Annotated in this window: 15 protein-coding genes and 1 pseudogene; 13 read left to right on the top strand and 3 right to left on the bottom strand. The window is 68.7% G+C overall.

Translation table 11 applies throughout. The features are described from left to right. A partial coding sequence (locus AC1DFC_RS29090) for a porin (protein WP_478180515.1) occupies positions 1-267 on the bottom strand: 267 nt, incomplete at its 3' end. A gap of 192 nt (positions 268-459) precedes the next feature. On the opposite strand from AC1DFC_RS29090, the gene AC1DFC_RS29085 reads away from it, so the two are divergent. The 6 genes and pseudogenes from AC1DFC_RS29085 to AC1DFC_RS29060 all read left to right on the top strand — a co-directional run bounded on the left by AC1DFC_RS29085 (position 460) and on the right by AC1DFC_RS29060 (position 6070). Next, positions 460-615: a hypothetical protein gene (locus tag AC1DFC_RS29085; RefSeq protein WP_007828016.1), complete on the top strand. Its 156-nt coding sequence runs from the start codon at positions 460-462 to the stop codon at positions 613-615. Between the two features lie 169 nt (positions 616-784). Further along, complete coding sequence (gene bamA / locus AC1DFC_RS29080) at positions 785-3187, top strand: outer membrane protein assembly factor BamA (RefSeq protein ID WP_478180514.1); 2403 nt, start codon at positions 785-787, stop codon at positions 3185-3187. A gap of 17 nt (positions 3188-3204) precedes the next feature. After that, entirely contained in the window at positions 3205-3363 is a 159-nt protein-coding gene (locus AC1DFC_RS29075; RefSeq protein ID WP_007828021.1) for a response regulator transcription factor, read from the top strand. Continuing rightward, positions 3330-3452, top strand: a pseudogene (locus AC1DFC_RS29070) (response regulator); the annotation flags it as partial. The gene AC1DFC_RS29075 and the pseudogene AC1DFC_RS29070, both read left to right, overlap by 34 nt. A gap of 339 nt (positions 3453-3791) precedes the next feature. Continuing rightward, positions 3792-5375 carry an ATP-binding protein gene (locus AC1DFC_RS29065; RefSeq protein ID WP_478180513.1) on the top strand — a complete coding sequence of 528 codons (1584 nt, stop codon included), beginning with the start codon at positions 3792-3794 and terminating at the stop codon, positions 5373-5375. After that, complete coding sequence (locus AC1DFC_RS29060) at positions 5372-6070, top strand: response regulator (RefSeq protein WP_478180512.1); 699 nt, start codon at positions 5372-5374, stop codon at positions 6068-6070. The genes AC1DFC_RS29065 and AC1DFC_RS29060 overlap by 4 nt, the downstream gene beginning before the upstream one ends. 24 nt (positions 6071-6094) lie before the next feature. On the opposite strand, the gene AC1DFC_RS29055 is transcribed toward AC1DFC_RS29060, so the two are convergent. After that, the gene (locus tag AC1DFC_RS29055; protein ID WP_478180511.1) at positions 6095-7312 is read right to left on the bottom strand and encodes an acyl-CoA dehydrogenase family protein; all 1218 of its coding nucleotides are present in this window, start codon (positions 7310-7312) and stop codon (positions 6095-6097) included. Between the two features lie 128 nt (positions 7313-7440). Here AC1DFC_RS29055 and AC1DFC_RS29050 point away from each other — a divergent pair, with 128 nt between their 5' ends. The 5 genes from AC1DFC_RS29050 (at position 7441) to AC1DFC_RS29030 (ending at position 12904) form a co-directional block, all read left to right on the top strand. Then, positions 7441-8775, top strand: coding sequence for an NUDIX hydrolase (locus AC1DFC_RS29050; RefSeq protein WP_478180510.1), 1335 nt, complete (start codon positions 7441-7443; stop codon positions 8773-8775). A 48-nt stretch (positions 8776-8823) separates the two neighbouring features. After that, positions 8824-11034 (top strand): YccS family putative transporter, encoded by a 2211-nt coding sequence (gene yccS / locus AC1DFC_RS29045; RefSeq protein WP_007828032.1) that lies wholly within the window; start codon positions 8824-8826, stop codon positions 11032-11034. A gap of 113 nt (positions 11035-11147) precedes the next feature. Then, on the top strand, positions 11148-11465 hold the full coding sequence (locus AC1DFC_RS29040) for a hypothetical protein (RefSeq protein WP_007828034.1): 318 nt from the start codon (positions 11148-11150) through the stop codon (positions 11463-11465). Between the two features lie 175 nt (positions 11466-11640). After that, positions 11641-12339, top strand: a complete 699-nt coding sequence (locus tag AC1DFC_RS29035) for a Bax inhibitor-1/YccA family protein (RefSeq protein ID WP_478180509.1) — start codon at positions 11641-11643, stop codon at positions 12337-12339. 22 nt (positions 12340-12361) lie between these two features. Continuing rightward, on the top strand, positions 12362-12904 hold the full coding sequence (locus tag AC1DFC_RS29030; protein ID WP_007828037.1) for an Rrf2 family transcriptional regulator: 543 nt from the start codon (positions 12362-12364) through the stop codon (positions 12902-12904). A 23-nt stretch (positions 12905-12927) separates the two neighbouring features. Here the strand turns inward: AC1DFC_RS29030 and AC1DFC_RS29025 are convergent, their stop codons facing one another. After that, positions 12928-13830: a DMT family transporter gene (locus AC1DFC_RS29025; RefSeq protein WP_007828038.1), complete on the bottom strand. Its 903-nt coding sequence runs from the start codon at positions 13828-13830 to the stop codon at positions 12928-12930. A gap of 196 nt (positions 13831-14026) precedes the next feature. Between AC1DFC_RS29025 and AC1DFC_RS29020 the strand changes: the two genes are divergently transcribed. Beyond that, positions 14027-14818 (top strand): fumarylacetoacetate hydrolase family protein, encoded by a 792-nt coding sequence (locus tag AC1DFC_RS29020; RefSeq protein ID WP_478180508.1) that lies wholly within the window; start codon positions 14027-14029, stop codon positions 14816-14818. Between the two features lie 137 nt (positions 14819-14955). Then, complete coding sequence (locus AC1DFC_RS29015) at positions 14956-15390, top strand: hypothetical protein (RefSeq protein WP_478180507.1); 435 nt, start codon at positions 14956-14958, stop codon at positions 15388-15390. Positions 15391-15760: the final 370 nt, after the last annotated feature.

The raw sequence follows: 15760 nt of genomic DNA, 5'->3' as shown, positions 1-15760 counted from the left end.
GGTGATGGGCGCTTCGAGCCAGAAGCTCGCAGCCAGGCCGCCGCCGAGGTCTTCGGTGCCCCGAAAGCCGATGCGGCTGGAGTTGTAGCCGGAGTTGGCCAGGCTGGTCTTGCTGGACTTCACCGATGCGCCGGTGGCCGCGTCGCGCGCGGTCGCCGACTGGTAGGTCAGGCCCGCGTCGACGACGCCGAACAACGTGACGGACGATTGGGCAGAGGCCAGCCCGCAGACGGCCAGGGCAGCGTATGCCGTGAGGGTTTTCTTCATTCAGAGTTCTCCAGTTTCAGCGGCTCTTCATCGAGCAGCCGGCACGCATCGTCTCGCTCAAATTCGGAGGAATTTGGTGGACGCCTCCTGCTTTGCACGGACTGTTGTTTGCCTGCACACCACCGTAGGAAACACCTCGCACAAGAAGTCTCCCCAAAGCCGCGCGATGCTCGGTGGCCGAAGGAGTCCTCCATGGCCATTGCCTTGCAAAGCACCATCGCCACCTCGCTGGGCGTGCAGCAACTCGCCAGCGCATTCAGCCCCGCCTTTTCCTACCTGCGCGTTCCTCGCAACCTCATCATCCCGATGCCCGAAGGGCACGCGGCTGCAGGAGCGCGCGCGAGGTGAAAGATCCCGCATGGCGCGAAAAAATCTGCCGGGCCGCCGGCACCGAAACCGTGCCGGCGTGGACGGCCACAAACGCCATGGGGTTGCAGTAAGGCAAAGACCCCGAGCACCCCGGGGCAGCCGGAGAAAAGTCCCAAATTTCTCCGACATTGGCAAGGACCATGCGGCGATGCACTTACCGAAGTCCCTCGCAGCGGCATCCGCGCTGCTCGCCTCGCTCGCAGCCTCTCCCGCCTGGGCCGTCGAACCGTTCACCGTCAAGGACATCCGCCTCGAAGGCCTGCAGCGCGTCGAACCCGGCACCGTCTTCGCCACCATGGGCCTGCGCACCGGCGACACCTACAGCGACGAACGCGGCAGCGCCGCCATCCGCGAGCTTTTCAAGCTCGGCCTCTTCAAGGACGTGCGCATCGACGTCAACGGCAGCGTGCTGGTGGTGATCGTGGAAGAACGCCCCTCGATCGCCGACGTCGACTTCGTGGGCGCCAAGGAGTTCGACAAGGCCGCGCTGCAGAAGGCGCTGCGCGAGGTGGGCCTCGCCGAAGGCCAGGCCTACGACAAGGCACTGGCCGACCGCGCCGAGCAGGAGCTCAAGCGGCAGTACATCAGCCGCAGCCTCTACAACGCGCAGGTCGTCACCACCGTCACGCCGCTGGAGAACAATCGCGTGAACCTGACCTTCACGGTGACCGAAGGCGATTCCGCACGCATCAAGGAAGTGCACGTGGTCGGCAACAAGGCCTTCAGCGAAAGTACGCTGCTCGACCTGTTCGACCAGGACAGCGGCGGCTGGCTCGCCTGGTACACCAAGTCGAACCAGTACTCACGCACCAAGTTCAACGGCGACCTCGAGACGCTGCGCTCGTACTACATCACGCGCGGCTACCTGGAGTTCCGCATCGAGTCGACGCAGGTCGCCATCTCGCCCGACCGCCAGGCGCTCACCCTCACGATCAACATCACCGAAGGCGAGAAGTTCGTGGTGGCCGGCGTGAAGCTCTCGGGCGACTACATGGGCCACGAGGACGAGTTCAAGACGCTGGTGACGATCCGTCCCGGCACACCCTACAACGGGGAGGACGTGGCCGCCACCACCAAGGCCTTCACCGACTACTTCGGCACCTTCGGCTACGCCTTCGCGCGCGTGAGGGCCGAGCCCGAGATCGACCGTACGAACAATCGCGTCACGCTGGTGCTGAAGGCCGAGGCCTCGCGGCGCGCGTACGTGCGCCGCATCAACATCGGCGGCAACGCCCGCACGCGCGACGAGGTGATCCGCCGCGAGTTCCGCCAGTACGAAGGCGCCTGGTACGACGGCAACAAGATCCGCGCCTCGCGCGACCGCATCGACCGCCTGGGCTTCTTCACCGAGGTGAACGTCGACACCATCGACGTACCCGGCTCGCCCGATCAGGTCGACCTGGCAGTGAACGTGACCGAGAAGCCGACCGGCTCGCTGCAGCTGGGCGCGGGCTACTCGTCCACCGACAAGGTCTCGCTGAGCTTTGGGATCACGCAGGAGAACGTGTTCGGCAGCGGCAACTACCTGGGGTTGAACGTGAACACGAGCTCGTACAACCGCACCGTCTCGCTGACGGCGACGGACCCGTACTTCACCAAGGACGGCATCTCGCGCACGATCAACGTGTTCCACACCACCACGCGGCCCTACTACGAGGCCGACGGCAACTACAAGCTCGCGAGCGACGGCGGCTCCGTGCGCTTCGGCTTCCCGGTGGGCGAGCAGGACACGGTGTACCTCGGCATCGGCGTGGAGCGCTATTCGTTCACGCCCGGCACCAACGGCACCTACACGCTGGTCAATGGCTCGTACGTGTACACCGCCACGCCGCAGGCCTACCTCGACTATTTCAAGTGCACGGGCACCGTGCCGAGCGTGACCTGCGCCAATTCGAGCGTGCTGGGCATCCCGGCCACGCTGGGCTGGTCGCGCGACGACCGCGACAGCGCGCTGGTGCCCACGCGCGGCAAGCTGCAGAGCGCCAACCTCGAAATGGGCGTGGGCAGCGAGCTGCGCTACCTGAAGACCAACTACCAGTACCAGCAGTACTTCCCGCTTTCGAAGCAGTACACGCTGGCCATCAACGGCCAGCTAGGCTATGCGCGCGCGCTGGGAAGCAGCACCTACCCCATCTTCAAGAACTTCTATGCCGGCGGGCTCGGCTCGATCCGCGGCTTCGAACAGAACTCGCTCGGCCCGACCGACGCGGTCACGGGCGGTTCGCTCGGCGGCACGCGCAAGGCGATCTTCAACATGGAGTTCAGTACACCGTTCCCCGGCGCGGGCAACGACCGCACGCTGCGGCTCTACACCTTCCTCGACGCGGGCAACGTGTTCGCCGATCGCACGGCCAGCATGACGGACGCGCAGTGGAAGGCGCAGAACCGCATCCGCGCATCGACCGGCATCGGCATCAGCTGGATCTCGCCGCTGGGCCCGCTGCGGCTGGCCTATGCGGTGCCGCTGCTCTACCAGAAGGCCGACACCGCCAACGGCATCGCGGCCGACCGCACGCAGCGCTTCCAGTTCCAGATCGGAACCTCCTTCTGAGCGCCGGGGTCCAGAGCATGAGCCGCATCCTGCTGGTGGAAGACGGGCGCGACAGCGCGCCGCTGCTGCTGGGCCACCTGCAGGGCGCGGGCCATGAGGTCGAGCAGATCGAAGACGGCGCAGCGGCGCTGGAGCGCATCCTGAGCGCGCGGTCGACGGGCACATCAAGAACCTGAGCAGGAAGCTCGCGGAAGCCGTGCCGTCGCACGACTGGATCCGCTCGGCCTATGGCGTGGGCTTCTGCTTCGCGGAACGGCCGGCCTGAGGCGGCGCGCCGTCGCGACTCCGCGTGCGCATGTGGCTGGCGAGGCTCAGCCTATGGCGCGCGGCGGCACCATCGCGCGGATGCGCTCGGAGCCTTCCAGAGCGCGGGCGCGACGGGTGCTGAGGGCCGCGTGGCGCCTTCTTCCGCCCAGAACACGAGCAGCGTCCATGCGAGGGCTCATGGGCCGCATCGTGCAGCTCGATCCGGGAGAAATGTGGGAGAACATCTCTCCCAATTTCCTCCACATTCGGCCCCGAGGATCACCCGCTTGCCCATGAAGCCCCCCAACGCCTGCCCGCAGTGCATGCCGCAGAATGCGGCCATGCCTTCCCCGAGCCCATGCCTCACCTGACCCTTTCCAGAAAGATCTTCCTGGCGCTGGCCGCCTTGTTGATCGTGCTGCTGATCAGCTTCGCGGGCCTGTCGATCATTGCGCTGCAGCGCGGCCTGGGCTCCTACGTGGCCGAAATCGAGATCCGGCGCATGGACTGGCTCTCGCAGCTGCTGCTGAAGCACTACGTCGCCAATGGCGACTGGAAGAGCCTGCACGACAACGACGACGCCTGGCGCCGCCTGCAGATGGGCCGGCTGGCCGCCGTGCTCGACGGCGCCGCGGGCAACGGCAACGCAGACGAGCGGCGGTTGCCCCCCTGGTACGAACACCGCGCCATGCGCGGCGATGCCCCGCCCGACAACGGCGCCGACGGCAGCCCGCCGCCCCTGCCGCCCCCGCAGCAACTCGACTTGTTGCCGCGCCGGGGGCCGGCCATGCCGCCGCCATGGCCCTTCCCAGATCTGCGCGAGATGCCGGACTCCATCTTCCAGCGGCTGGCCGTGCTCGACGCGCACGGCGCGCGCGTGGTAGGCGCCAACGTCGATCTGGAAAACGCCGCGCGCACGCCGATCCGGCGCGACCGGACAGTCATCGGCTACCTCGCGCTCACGCCGATGCGGGGCCTCGAAAGCGAAGCCGACCGCGCCTTCGTCGCGCGGCAGTCGGGCGTGATCGTGCTCACCGGCCTGTGCGGCCTCGGCTTCGCGCTGATGCTGTCGTGGTTGCTGGCGCGCCGCTGGTTCAGGCCCATCGACGAGCTCACGCTGGCCGCGCAGGACCTGGCGCGCGGGCGGCTGTCCACCCGCGTCGCGGTGCACGGTTCGGACGAGCTGGCGCTGCTCGGGCGGACTTTCAACGATATGGCGCAGCGCCTCGACACGGTGGAAGCCTCGCGCCGCGCCTGGCTGGCCGACGCGGCGCACGAGCTGCGCACGCCGCTGGCGGCCATGCGTGCTGAGATCGAGGCGCTGCAGGACGGCGTGCGCACCTTCGACGAACGCACCGCGCTGCGGCTGCATCGGCAGGTGATCCGCCTCGGCCAGCTGGTCGACGACCTGCGCAGCAGCATGCGTGAACCGCAGAGCGACCTGCTCACCACCACGGTGTTCCCGCTGTCGCTGCTGAAGGAGGCGCTCGACCACACGCGCGACCGCTTCGCCAGGCGCGCCATCGCGGTGGACCGGCGCGCCATCGACCTCATCGGCGCCTCCGCGCAGCCGACCATCGACGGCGACGCGCACCGGCTGCACCAGGTCTTCATGAACCTGCTGGAGAACACGCTGGCCTACACCAACGACGGCGGCACGCTGCGCATCGGCGTCACGGTCGAAGGCGCATGGACCGGCAACTGCCTCACCCTGCTGTTCGACGACAGCGCGCCCGGTGTGCCCGAGGCCGAGCTGCCGCGCCTGTTCGACCGCCTGTTCCGCGGCGAGAGCTCACGCAGCCGCGAACACGGCGGCTCGGGACTCGGCCTCTCGATCTGCCGCGCGACCATCGAGGCGCACGGCGGCACCATCGACGCATCGGCCTCGCCGCTCGGCGGGCTGCGCGTGACCATCACACTTCCATTGGCGGCATCGTCATGACACGCATCGTCATCGTCGAAGACGAAATCGACATCGCCTCGGTGGTGCAGGACTACCTGCGCCACGCGGGCTACGAAACCGAACACTTCACCGACGGGCACAGCGCGTTGGAAAGCATCGTCGCAGCGCCGCCCGACCTCACGCTGCTCGACATCATGCTGCCGCGGCTCGACGGCATCGAGGTGCTGCGCCGTGCGCGCGGGCACACGGCGCACCCGATCATCATGCTGACCGCGCGCATCGAGGAGGTCGACCGGCTGCTGGGCCTGGAGCTGGGCGCCGACGACTACGTGTGCAAGCCTTTCTCGCCGCGCGAACTGGTGGCGCGCGTGCGCGCCGTGCTGCGGCGCACCGCACCGGGCCTGCAGGGCCCGGCGTCGCAGAGCGAGGCACCGGGGCTGGTGCTCGACGACGTGCACTGGCGCGCGTCGCTCGAAGGCACGCCGCTGAATCTCACACGGCGCGAATTCGGGCTGCTGCAGGTGCTGTCACGGCATCCGGGGCGCATCTTCTCGCGCGCCCGCCTGCTGGAGCTGGCCTACGACGACACGGTGGACGTGACGGAACGCGCCATCGACAGCCACGTGAAGAACCTGCGCCGCAAGCTCGGCGCAGTAACGCCCGAATACGACTGGATCCGGTCGGTGTACGGCGTCGGCTTCGCGTGGGAGGCACCGGCCGACGCCGCGCGGTGAGCGCCTTTCGCGCTCCTCCTCTTCTTACTGGTAGGCCGCCAGTTCCTGCTTCGCAATGGCGTTGCGGTGCACCTCGTCGGGGCCGTCGGCCACGCGCAGGTGGCGCTCGTACGCGTAGAAGTGGGTGAGCAGCGTGTCCTGGCTCAGGCCCATCGCGCCGAAGGCCTGCATCGCCCAGTCGATCACCTTCGCGCAGTTGTTGGGCGTGAGCACCTTGATCATCGCGATCTCCTTGGCGGCGACCTTGTTGCCCACGGTGTCCATGCGGTAGGCCGCATTGAGCACCATCCAGCGCGACTGCTCGATGAGCATTCGCGATTCGGCAATGCGCTCGCGCCACACGCCCTGTTCCGACAGCGGCTTGTGGAAGGCGGTGCGCGACACCAGGCGCCGGCACATCATCTCGAGCGCGGATTCGGCCATGCCGATGGCGCGCATGCAATGGTGGATGCGCCCGGGGCCGAGGCGGCCCTGCGCGATCTCGAAGCCGCGGCCTTCGCCGAGCAGGATGTTCTCGACCGGCACGCGCACGTTCTCGAACACGATCTCGGGGTGGCCGAACGGCGGGTCGTACATGCCGAGCAGCTGCATGTCGCGCACGATGGTGATGCCCGGCGTGTTCTTCGGCACGAGGATCATCGACTGCTGCCTGTGGCGGTCGGCGTTGTCGGGGTCGGTCTTGCCCATCAGAATGAAGATCTCGCAGCGCTCGTTCATCGCGCCGGTGATGTACCACTTGCGTCCGTTGATGACGTACTCGTTGCCTTCGCGCCGGATGCTGCAGCGGATGTTGGTGGCGTCGCTCGATGCGACTTCAGGCTCGGTCATCGCGAACGACGAGCGGATCTCGCCCGCGAGCAGCGGCGTGAGCCAGCGCTCCTGCTGCGCCTTGGTGCCATAGCGGGCCAGCACTTCCATGTTGCCGGTGTCGGGCGCGGAACAGTTGAAGATTTCCGCGCACCAGTAGCGCCGCCCCATGATCTCGCACAGCGGGGCGTACTCGACGTTGGTGAGGCCGGGGCCGTGCTCGGCCTCGGGCAGGAACAGGTTCCACAGCCCGCGCTCGCGCGCCTTGGCCTTGAGGCCGGCCATCATCGGCAGCTCGGCGTATGCCCGCCCGGCGCGGGCGTTGGCGGCCAGCTCTTCCTCGCGGCGTTTCTCGTTCGGGTAGACGAACTCGTCCATGAACTTGAGCAGCTCGTCGCGCAGCGCGATCGCCCGGGGGGTGAATTCGAAATGCATGGTGCGTCCTTCAACAGTCGATGTGCATTGAAGGTACGCGGCGCATGGTGTTTCGCACGGTCGTTCATGCGACAGCCAAGGGCCTGTGCTGTCGCCTTCGCAGCAGCCGCCGGCGCGACAATGTGCGCATGACCACCAGCACCTCCGACGCCACGCCACGCCCCGCTTCGCCGCGCCCCGTGCGCACGGCCGCCACCCTCATCGTCCTGCGCGACGGCAGCCACGGGCTCGAGGTGCTGATGCTGCGGCGGGCCGAGAAGGCCGACGACCAGAACAGCGGTGCCAGCGTGTTTCCGGGCGGCGTGATCGACGCGCACGACCGCAGCCTGCACGGGCACTGCGGCGGCCTGGACGACAGCGCCGCGAGCGAACGCCTCGCGGTGCCGCAGGGCGGCCTCGACTACTACGCGGCCGCGATCCGCGAATGCTTCGAGGAAGCCGGCGTGCTGTTCGCGGCCGACGGCACGGGCCGGCTGGTGGCGCTCGACAAGCTGCCGCCCGCGCAACTCGCGGCCATGCGCGACGAAGCGGAGCAAGGCACCGACGCGCTGATTTCGCTGTGCGACCGGCACGGCTGGCAGCTCGCGGCCGACCGGCTCGCCTACTTCACCCACTGGCTCACGCCGCCGGGCATGCCGCGCCGCTTCGACACCCGCTTCTTTCTCGCGCCAATGCCCGAGGCGCAGAGCGTGCGGCCCGACGGGCGCGAGACGGTCGAGCACATGTGGCTGCGGCCGGCCGAGGCCGTGGCGCCCGCGCGCGGGCTCAAGCTGATGAACGTGACGCGCCGCATCCTCGAACAGCTCGCGCATTTCGCAAGCACGGCCGAACTCATGGCCCATGCGCGCGGCCTGACGCACATCCCGCGCATCATGCCGCGGCTGGCGGACGGTCCCGCGGGCCGGCGGCCGGTGAACATGGAAGAGCCGGCGTACGAGGAAGTCGGGCACGTCGATCCGGACGGCAAGGGCGGCGGCCGCTATGCGCACGAGGCCGGACTGGTGATGCGGCTGTCGGCGCGGGTCTTGCGGGTCACGGGCGAGGCCGATGCATCGGGCGCGCTGGCGCACAGCTATTTCGTGGGCGTCGCGGGCGGCGATTGCGCACTGGTCGACGCGCTGCCCGCGAGCCCCGGGCATCTCGCGGCCCTCGTCGCGGCGGCACCTGGCCGGGTGAGATGGCTCCTGTCGACGCAGGCAACGACCGAAGAAGAGAAGCACGCCTTGCGCGAGGCCTGGCCCAATGCATCTATCGCATCACCCGCACCGGGCGAGCAGATCGATCTCGGCGATGCCACGTTGCGCGTGCTGCCCGGCACCGGCGGCGCGCCGACCTGCCAGTTCCTGCAGGTCGAAGACCGGATGCTGCTCGCGGGCCTCGACGCCGGCCCCGCAGCCGACGACGGCCAGGCCAGGTGGATCGCTCTGCGCCACGGCTTCCTGCGCAGCCGGCCCACCCCCTAGCGGCGGAGTGCCACATGGCGGTGGCATGCATCGTGCAAGATCGACCCCATGCTTCCCCTGTCTCCCGACGCGCTGCGCCAGCGGCTGCGGTCCTTCGCTTCCCGCGCGCAGCCCGTGCGCATTCTTCTCACCCTCGGCAGCCTCATGGCGGGCTGCGCCTGGACCGGCCATCCCGATGCGGTGATCCCGCTGTTCCTCGGCGCCATCGCCAGCGCGCTCGCCGAGACCGATGACAGCTGGCGCGGCCGGCTGCGCGCGCAGGTGGTCACGCTGGGCTGCTTCGCCGCCATCGCGTTCGCGGTCGAGGCGGCGTTCGGCCTGCCGCTGCTGTTCATCGCCGGGCTGGCGCTCGCGGCCTTCTGCCTCACGATGCTCGGTGCGGTGGGAGCGCGCTACAAGGCGATCGCGTACGCGACGCTGATCCTCGCGATGTACGCCACGCTCGGCATCGAGAACCTGGGCGCGCACGGCGTGGTGCAGCGCGGGCGCGAGCCTTTGCTGCTGCTGGCCGGCGCGGCCTGGTACGGCGTGTTCTCGGTGCTGTGGTGCGCGGCCTTTCCGGCGCAGCCGGTGCAGGCGCGGCTGGTGACGCTGTTCACGGTGCTGGGCAGCTTCGTGCGCTTCAAGGCCTCGCTGTTCGAGCCGCTGCGCGGCATCGACATCGAGCGCAAGCGGCTCGCGCTCGCGCAGCTCAATGCCGAGGTGGTGGCGGAGCTCAACGCCGCGAAGGAAAGCATCTTCCTGCGCATCGGCGCGCGCGCGCCGACCGGCCGGCTCTCGCGCTACCGCGGGCTCTACCTGATCGCGCAGGACGTGCACGAGCGCGCCAGCTCCTCGCACGACGACTACAACGCGCTGGCCGATGCCTTCTTCCACAGCGACCTGCTCTACCGCTGCCAGCGCGTGCTGGGCCTGCAGGGGCTGGCCTGCCAGCGGCTGGCCGATTCGATCGCGCGGCGCGAACCCTTCGAGGTCGCTCCGGAGACCGTGCAGGCGCTGGCCGACCTGCGCAGCGCCATCGAGCACGAGCGTGCGCGGGCCGACACGCCCGCGAGGCTGGCGCTGCTGGCATCGGTCGAGGCGCTGGCGCGCAACCTCGCGCTGCTCGACGGCCAGCTCACGGGTGCCAGCCAGCCGTCGGCGCGCGCGGGCCGCACCGAGATGGGCCTGTTCGACCGCTCGCCGCGCTCGTGGCGCGATGCGGTCGAGCGCGTGCGGCGGCAGCTCACCGTGCGCTCCCCGCTCTTTCGCCACGCGCTGCGGCTGTCGATCGCGCTGGTTGCGGGCTACGGGGTGATGCGCGCCATCCACCCGGCGCAGGGCTACTGGATCCTGCTGACCACGCTGTTCGTCTGCCAGCAGACCTACGGCGACACCATTTCGCGCATGGGGCAACGCATCGCCGGCACCGCGCTCGGCGTGGTGGCCGGATGGGCGCTGCTGCAGCTGTTTCCGCAGCCGCTGGTGCAGTCGGTGATCGCGGTGGCTGCCGGCGTGCTGTTCTTCGCGACCCGCGCCACGCGCTATCTGCTGGCCACCGCATCGATGACGCTGCTGGTGCTGATGTGCTTCAACCAGGTCGGCGACAGCGGCGTGCTGCTGGTGCCGCGGCTGGTCGACACCGCCATCGGCAGCGCGATCGCCGGGCTGGCCGTGCTGCTGGTGCTGCCGCACTGGCAGGCGCGGCGCATCAATGAACTGGCCGCAGCCGCGATGCGCGGCCATGCCGGCTACCTGCGGCAGATCGTCAGCCAGTACCGCACCGGCGCGCGCGACCACCTCGACTACCGGCTGGCGCGGCGCAACGACCACAACGCGGACGCGGCGCTGTCCACGGCGGTGTCGGACATGTTCCGCGAGCCGGGCTATGTGCGGCCGCGCGCGGGGGTGGCGCTGCGCTTCCTGATCCGCTCGCACACGCTGCTGAGCTACCTCTCGGCCCTGGGCGCCCACCGCGCGGCGCTGCCCGACTCGGCGCAGATGGCACTGCTGCAAACGGCGGCGGAAGGAGCTATCGCGGCGCTCGAAGGGCTGGCGGCCGGGCTGGAAAAGGGCCTGATCGAGGCGCCGGGCGATGCCGCCGCGGAGCCTGCCGCGCGGGCCGCACTGGCGCAGGCCGTCGCCACCAGCAACGACCCGCAGGCGCGAACCCTTCACACCGAACTCGGCCTGATCTGGCTGCAGATCGACGCCCTGCGCACCCACGCACGCGAATGGCTGCAGTCCGAAGGCAGCGAAACCACGGCCGCGCCAGCCTGACGAACATCCATGCGATCCGGTCGGTTGAAACCCCCGTGGCGAGCGCCGCAAACCGCGGCAGGTAAAATTGCCCCTACATGTCCCGCTGGTTTGCCGCTGCTGTCCTCTCCATCATGTTGTCCTGCTACGGCTTTGCCGTGCTTGCGCACAGCATGATCGGTGCCGGCCATTCGCACGGCGAGTCGCAGGCCGCCACGCTGGTCGTGGCGCTCTCCGACGCTCCGGCAGGGGCTGCCGATGAGGCCTCGGACGATGCCCTTTCCCTCGACGAGGCCGGTTCCGAACACGCCGAACTGGTCAACGCGCGCAACGACGCTCCCGCACTGCTGCGCTTCACGGAACAGCCGCCAAAGCTCGGCCTGACCACCACCGTCTCGCCGTTCCTCGCGCGACCCAAGCGGCCACCCCGGGCCGCTGCCTTCGTCGCCTAGGCCCCCAAAGCCTGCGCGACCGGGAGCCGCCATGGCTCCCGCCCTTGCGATCCGGGCCCGCCCCATGCGGTACCCGCATCGCGGCAACGACACCTCTCATTTTCAGGCCCTGCGCCGCCACTGCACGCGCCATTGCGCGCAGCCGGCACAGGTCCGGCTTCAAGGAATCCACACAATGAACAACAGCCCTATCGCCCATCACGACAGCATCGATCTGCCCCTCGCATCGCCGCAGGAGCGCAACCGCGTCCTGCGCAACACCTACTGGCTGCTCGCGCTGTCGATGGTGCCCACCGTGCTCGGCGCCTGGATCGGCGTTGCCACCGGCTTGTCGCGCGCCATGTCGCCGGGCATCGGCCTGATGGTGTTCCTCGGCGGCGCCTTCGGCTTCATGTACGCCATCGAGAAGACCAAGGAATCGGCCGCCGGCGTGCCGGTGCTGCTGGCCTTCACATTCTTCATGGGACTGATGCTGTCGCGCCTCGTCGGCGCGGTGCTCGGCCTGGCCAACGGCGCGAGCCTGGTGATGACGGCGTTCGCTGGCACCGGCGCGATCTTCTTCGGCATGGCCACGCTGTCGTCGGTCATCAAGCGCGACCTGTCTTCCATGGGCAAGTGGCTCTTCATCGGCGCGATCGGGCTGCTGGTGGCGGGCATCGCCAACTTCTTCATCCAGTCGAGCGCGCTGATGATGACGCTGTCGGTCCTGGCCATCGGCATCTTCTCGGCCTTCATCCTGCACGACCTCAAGCGCGTGAAGGACGGCCTGGAAACCAACTACATCTCCGCCACGCTGGGTGTGTATCTCAGCATCTACAACGTCTTCCAGTCGCTGCTGGCCCTGCTGGGCATCGCCGGCGGCCGCGACGAGTAATCCCCCGAAAAGGAGAACTGACATGCGCCTCACCACCAAGGGCCGCTTCGCGGTCACCGCGATGATCGACATCGCTCTGCACGGCCGTTCGGGCCCCGTCACGCTGGCCTCGATCAGCCTGCGCCAGCGCGTGTCGCTGTCCTACCTGGAGCTGCTGTTCGGCAAGCTGCGCCGCGCCGGGCTCGTCGAATCGACCCGCGGCCCGGGCGGCGGGTACTCTCTGAGCCGCAAGGCGGCGGAGATTTCCGTGGCCGACATCGTCCTCTCGATCGAGGAACACGATGCGGAATCCTCCCGCCGGCGCAATGCCGACGCGCCGGGCGAGGCCGGCCGCTGCGAAATCGACGAGCTCTGGGCCACCGTGAACCTGCGGGCGGTCGAGTTCCTCAGGTCGATCTCGCTGCAAAGCCTGGTCGACGAGCAGAAGGCCAAGGGCGTGCAGGCCGCGGCACGCAGCGACAGCCGGCGCACGCCGTCCGGCCAGCCGTCCACGCGCAAGCCTTTTGTCGTCGACGCGCCGAACTCGGTGTTCGCACTGGGACGGCGCCAGCAAGGCGCCAGCTGACGGCGTCGCGGCGGCTTCCCCGTTCAGCGCTCTTCGGCAGCTGGCAAACGCCGCGGCAGGCCCGGCAGGGTCCATCCGAAGGTCATGCCCGCCGCCGCGATCAAAATGGCCGCCGCGCCCACCAGCTGCAGCGCGCCCAGCCGCTGGCCGAAGGCGACGTAGTCGACGCCAATGGCCACCAGCGGATAGATGAACGACAGCGCGCCCGCCACCGGCGTCGAGAGCTTCTGCAGCGCGCCGTACAGCAGCACGAACACCAACCCCGTGTAGACCACGCCCATCGTCAGGTGCACGCCCCAGGTGGCGGCGTCGGCGGGCAGCGTCTTCAGGTGCGCGAAGGGCGCGAGCAGCACGATGCCCACGCAGACCTGGATCAGTGCGATGAGGTGCGGCGCGATGCCGTCGAGCTTCTTCGCGACGATGGCGGCCACCGCGTAGCAGAAGGCCGCGCCCAGCGCCATGAGCACGCCGACCAAGTAAGAGGAACCGTCGGCACCACCGCCGGACTTGGCCTGCGCCACCAGCACCACGCCGGCGAACGCGATGCACAGCCAGATGGCCTTCATCGCGGTCAGCCGCTCCGACAGCAGCAGCGCGCCGAGCGCGACCAGCATGAAGGGCTGCGTGTTGTAGACCGCCGTGGCGATCGAGATCGACGCATGCGAGAAGGCCGCGAAGATCAGCACCCAGTTGACGACCAGCGCCACGCCGCCGAGTGCGGCCAGAGCAAAGCTGCGCAGCGTCAGGCCGCGCCGCAGCAGGCCCAGCGCGAGGCACACGACCAGCAGCGTCGCCGCGCCGAACACGCAGCGCCAGAACAGCAGGTCGGGCAATGGCTGGCCCGAGCGCACGACGAACCATCCGATGGTTCCGGAAATCACCATGGCCACGCTCATCTCCAGCGCGCCGCGCAACTGCGTCTGCATGTCTCGGTTCCGAACGATAGAAAGAAGGAGCAAGCGTGCCACGTCCCGCGCGGATTGGATATGCTTTTAATAAGGAAACAGTTGCCAGCTGCCTTTGAAAAAAAGCCGCCAAGGCCCATTCGTCACCGGAGATCGGAAATGCTCGACGCAACAGACGGGCACGGCACCCGCATTCCATAAAACCAAGGAGACGCTCATGATCACTTCCCGTCGCGGCCTGCTGGCCGGTTCCGCTGCCATGGCCACGGGCGCCATCGCCGGTTGCGCGCTGCCCGCCAGGGCCGGCCGCGCGGCGGCAACGCCGTTCGACATCGCCGCATCGACCATCCCGATCGTCGGCAGCGAGCAGGTCTTTCCGGTGCGCCGCATCTACTGCATCGGCCGCAACTACGAGGCACATGCGCGCGAGATGGGTTCGGACCCGAGCCGCGAGCCACCCTTCTTCTTCCAGAAACCGGCCGACGCGATCCAGGTCGTGACGCCGGGCGTGGTGGCCGACCACCCCTACCCCACGCTCACGAAGAACTACCACTACGAAGTGGAGCTGGTGGTGGCGCTGGGCAAGGGCGGGCGCAACATCCCGGCGAGCTCGGCGCTGGACCACGTGTACGGCTATTCGCTCGGCCTCGACATGACGCGCCGCGACCTGCAGCGCGAGATGGGCGACCAGAAGAAACCCTGGGAAATCGGCAAGAGCTTCGACCACTCGGCGCCCGTCGGCCCGATCCACCCGGTGGCGAAGGTCGGGCACTTCACCGATGGCGCGATCTGGCTCAAGGTGAACGGGCAGACGAAGCAGAACGCCACGCTCAGGCACATGATCTGGTCTGTGGCCGAGCAGATCAGCCGGCTGTCGCAAGCCTTCGAGCTGAAGCCGGGCGACATCATCTACTCGGGCACGCCGGAGAACGTCGGGCCGGTGGTGCGCGGCGACCTGATCGAGATCCACATCGACCGGCTGCCGGAGCTGTCGGTGCGGATCGTCTGAGGGCTGCGGGAGAGGTGCCGGCGCGGGAGCCGCGGGACCATTTTTCCTGCCGGATCGATGCGGATCATCGGGGCTCCCGCATCTCCCGAGCCGCCATGTCCCAGCCTCCGCAAGCCACCTGAGCGGCGACTGGCCGCATGGACCGCGCCGCGCGGCTCCCTGAAGCACGCGGCCGCCATCGAGCGGCGCCGTCCAATTTTTCTCCTGTTTTGAAGCTCACGATACCGGCCATGAACAGTCCCCGGCATCGCAGCTCGAACGACGCATCGCACGCGCTGCGCTTCAGCAGCCTGCCGGCGTGGGCGCATGCAAATGGCCATCCCCCGGAGCTCGAGATGCAATCACGATGGAGAAAGACGCGACCCGCCTTCGGCGCCATGCCGCAGCTCGGCAGAGCCTTCCGGACATCGTGTCTCGTGGGCCTGGTGGCCTTCGGCGCGCTGGCGCTCGGCATCTTCGTGGCCGCCGGTGAGACGTGTGCCGCGCACGAAGCCGGCACCCCGGGCAACTACGGCCGATCGACCCTCGCGCCGATCATGGCCACCGGCAACGAGGCGCCGCGCATTCCTTGATGCCGCCTCGCGAGTGCTCCAGCAGCACGCGCTGCCCTTGCATCTATCGACCGCTCACCGCGCCGCGTTCCCAAGCACGATGCAGCCGGTCAAGCTGCAAGCCATCAGCACGCTCGCAAAGAGTCGGATTCGGTCCATTGGAAAACTCACTGCTGGCTGGACAAACAAAAGCCGTGCGGGAGAAAGGAGCACGCGCCCTTTTGTCCCGCGCGGCGTGCGCCCTGCATCAGAACGCGTGGCGGATACCGAAGTCGTAGCCGGTGGAAGAGCGCGGCAGGCCCGTGTAGCTCACGCCCGCGCTGCCGTAGCCCGTGGTGCTGGCCGACACCAGGCTGCCCGTGTAGTTCGCGTCGTTGCGGTTGTTCACGCG

This window comes from Variovorax sp. 10L421, assembly GCF_056395365.1.
The sequence above is the reverse complement of the archived record's forward strand: the minus strand, read 5'-3'. Positions and strand labels throughout refer to the sequence as shown.

Excerpts from the sequence above, each read along its gene's own strand:
- AC1DFC_RS29085 (WP_007828016.1), top strand. The coding sequence starts at position 460 with ATGGCCATTGCCTTGCAAAGCACCATCGCCACCTCGCTGGGCGTGCAG.
- bamA (WP_478180514.1), top strand. The coding sequence starts at position 785 with ATGCACTTACCGAAGTCCCTCGCAGCGGCATCCGCGCTGCTCGCCTCG.
- AC1DFC_RS29075 (WP_007828021.1), top strand. The coding sequence starts at position 3,205 with ATGAGCCGCATCCTGCTGGTGGAAGACGGGCGCGACAGCGCGCCGCTG.
- AC1DFC_RS29065 (WP_478180513.1), top strand. The coding sequence starts at position 3,792 with ATGCCTCACCTGACCCTTTCCAGAAAGATCTTCCTGGCGCTGGCCGCC.
- AC1DFC_RS29060 (WP_478180512.1), top strand. The coding sequence starts at position 5,372 with ATGACACGCATCGTCATCGTCGAAGACGAAATCGACATCGCCTCGGTG.
- AC1DFC_RS29055 (WP_478180511.1), bottom strand. The coding sequence starts at position 7,312 with ATGCATTTCGAATTCACCCCCCGGGCGATCGCGCTGCGCGACGAGCTG.
- AC1DFC_RS29050 (WP_478180510.1), top strand. The coding sequence starts at position 7,441 with ATGACCACCAGCACCTCCGACGCCACGCCACGCCCCGCTTCGCCGCGC.
- yccS (WP_007828032.1), top strand. The coding sequence starts at position 8,824 with ATGCTTCCCCTGTCTCCCGACGCGCTGCGCCAGCGGCTGCGGTCCTTC.
- AC1DFC_RS29040 (WP_007828034.1), top strand. The coding sequence starts at position 11,148 with ATGTTGTCCTGCTACGGCTTTGCCGTGCTTGCGCACAGCATGATCGGT.
- AC1DFC_RS29035 (WP_478180509.1), top strand. The coding sequence starts at position 11,641 with ATGAACAACAGCCCTATCGCCCATCACGACAGCATCGATCTGCCCCTC.
- AC1DFC_RS29030 (WP_007828037.1), top strand. The coding sequence starts at position 12,362 with ATGCGCCTCACCACCAAGGGCCGCTTCGCGGTCACCGCGATGATCGAC.
- AC1DFC_RS29025 (WP_007828038.1), bottom strand. The coding sequence starts at position 13,830 with ATGCAGACGCAGTTGCGCGGCGCGCTGGAGATGAGCGTGGCCATGGTG.
- AC1DFC_RS29020 (WP_478180508.1), top strand. The coding sequence starts at position 14,027 with ATGATCACTTCCCGTCGCGGCCTGCTGGCCGGTTCCGCTGCCATGGCC.
- AC1DFC_RS29015 (WP_478180507.1), top strand. The coding sequence starts at position 14,956 with ATGGACCGCGCCGCGCGGCTCCCTGAAGCACGCGGCCGCCATCGAGCG.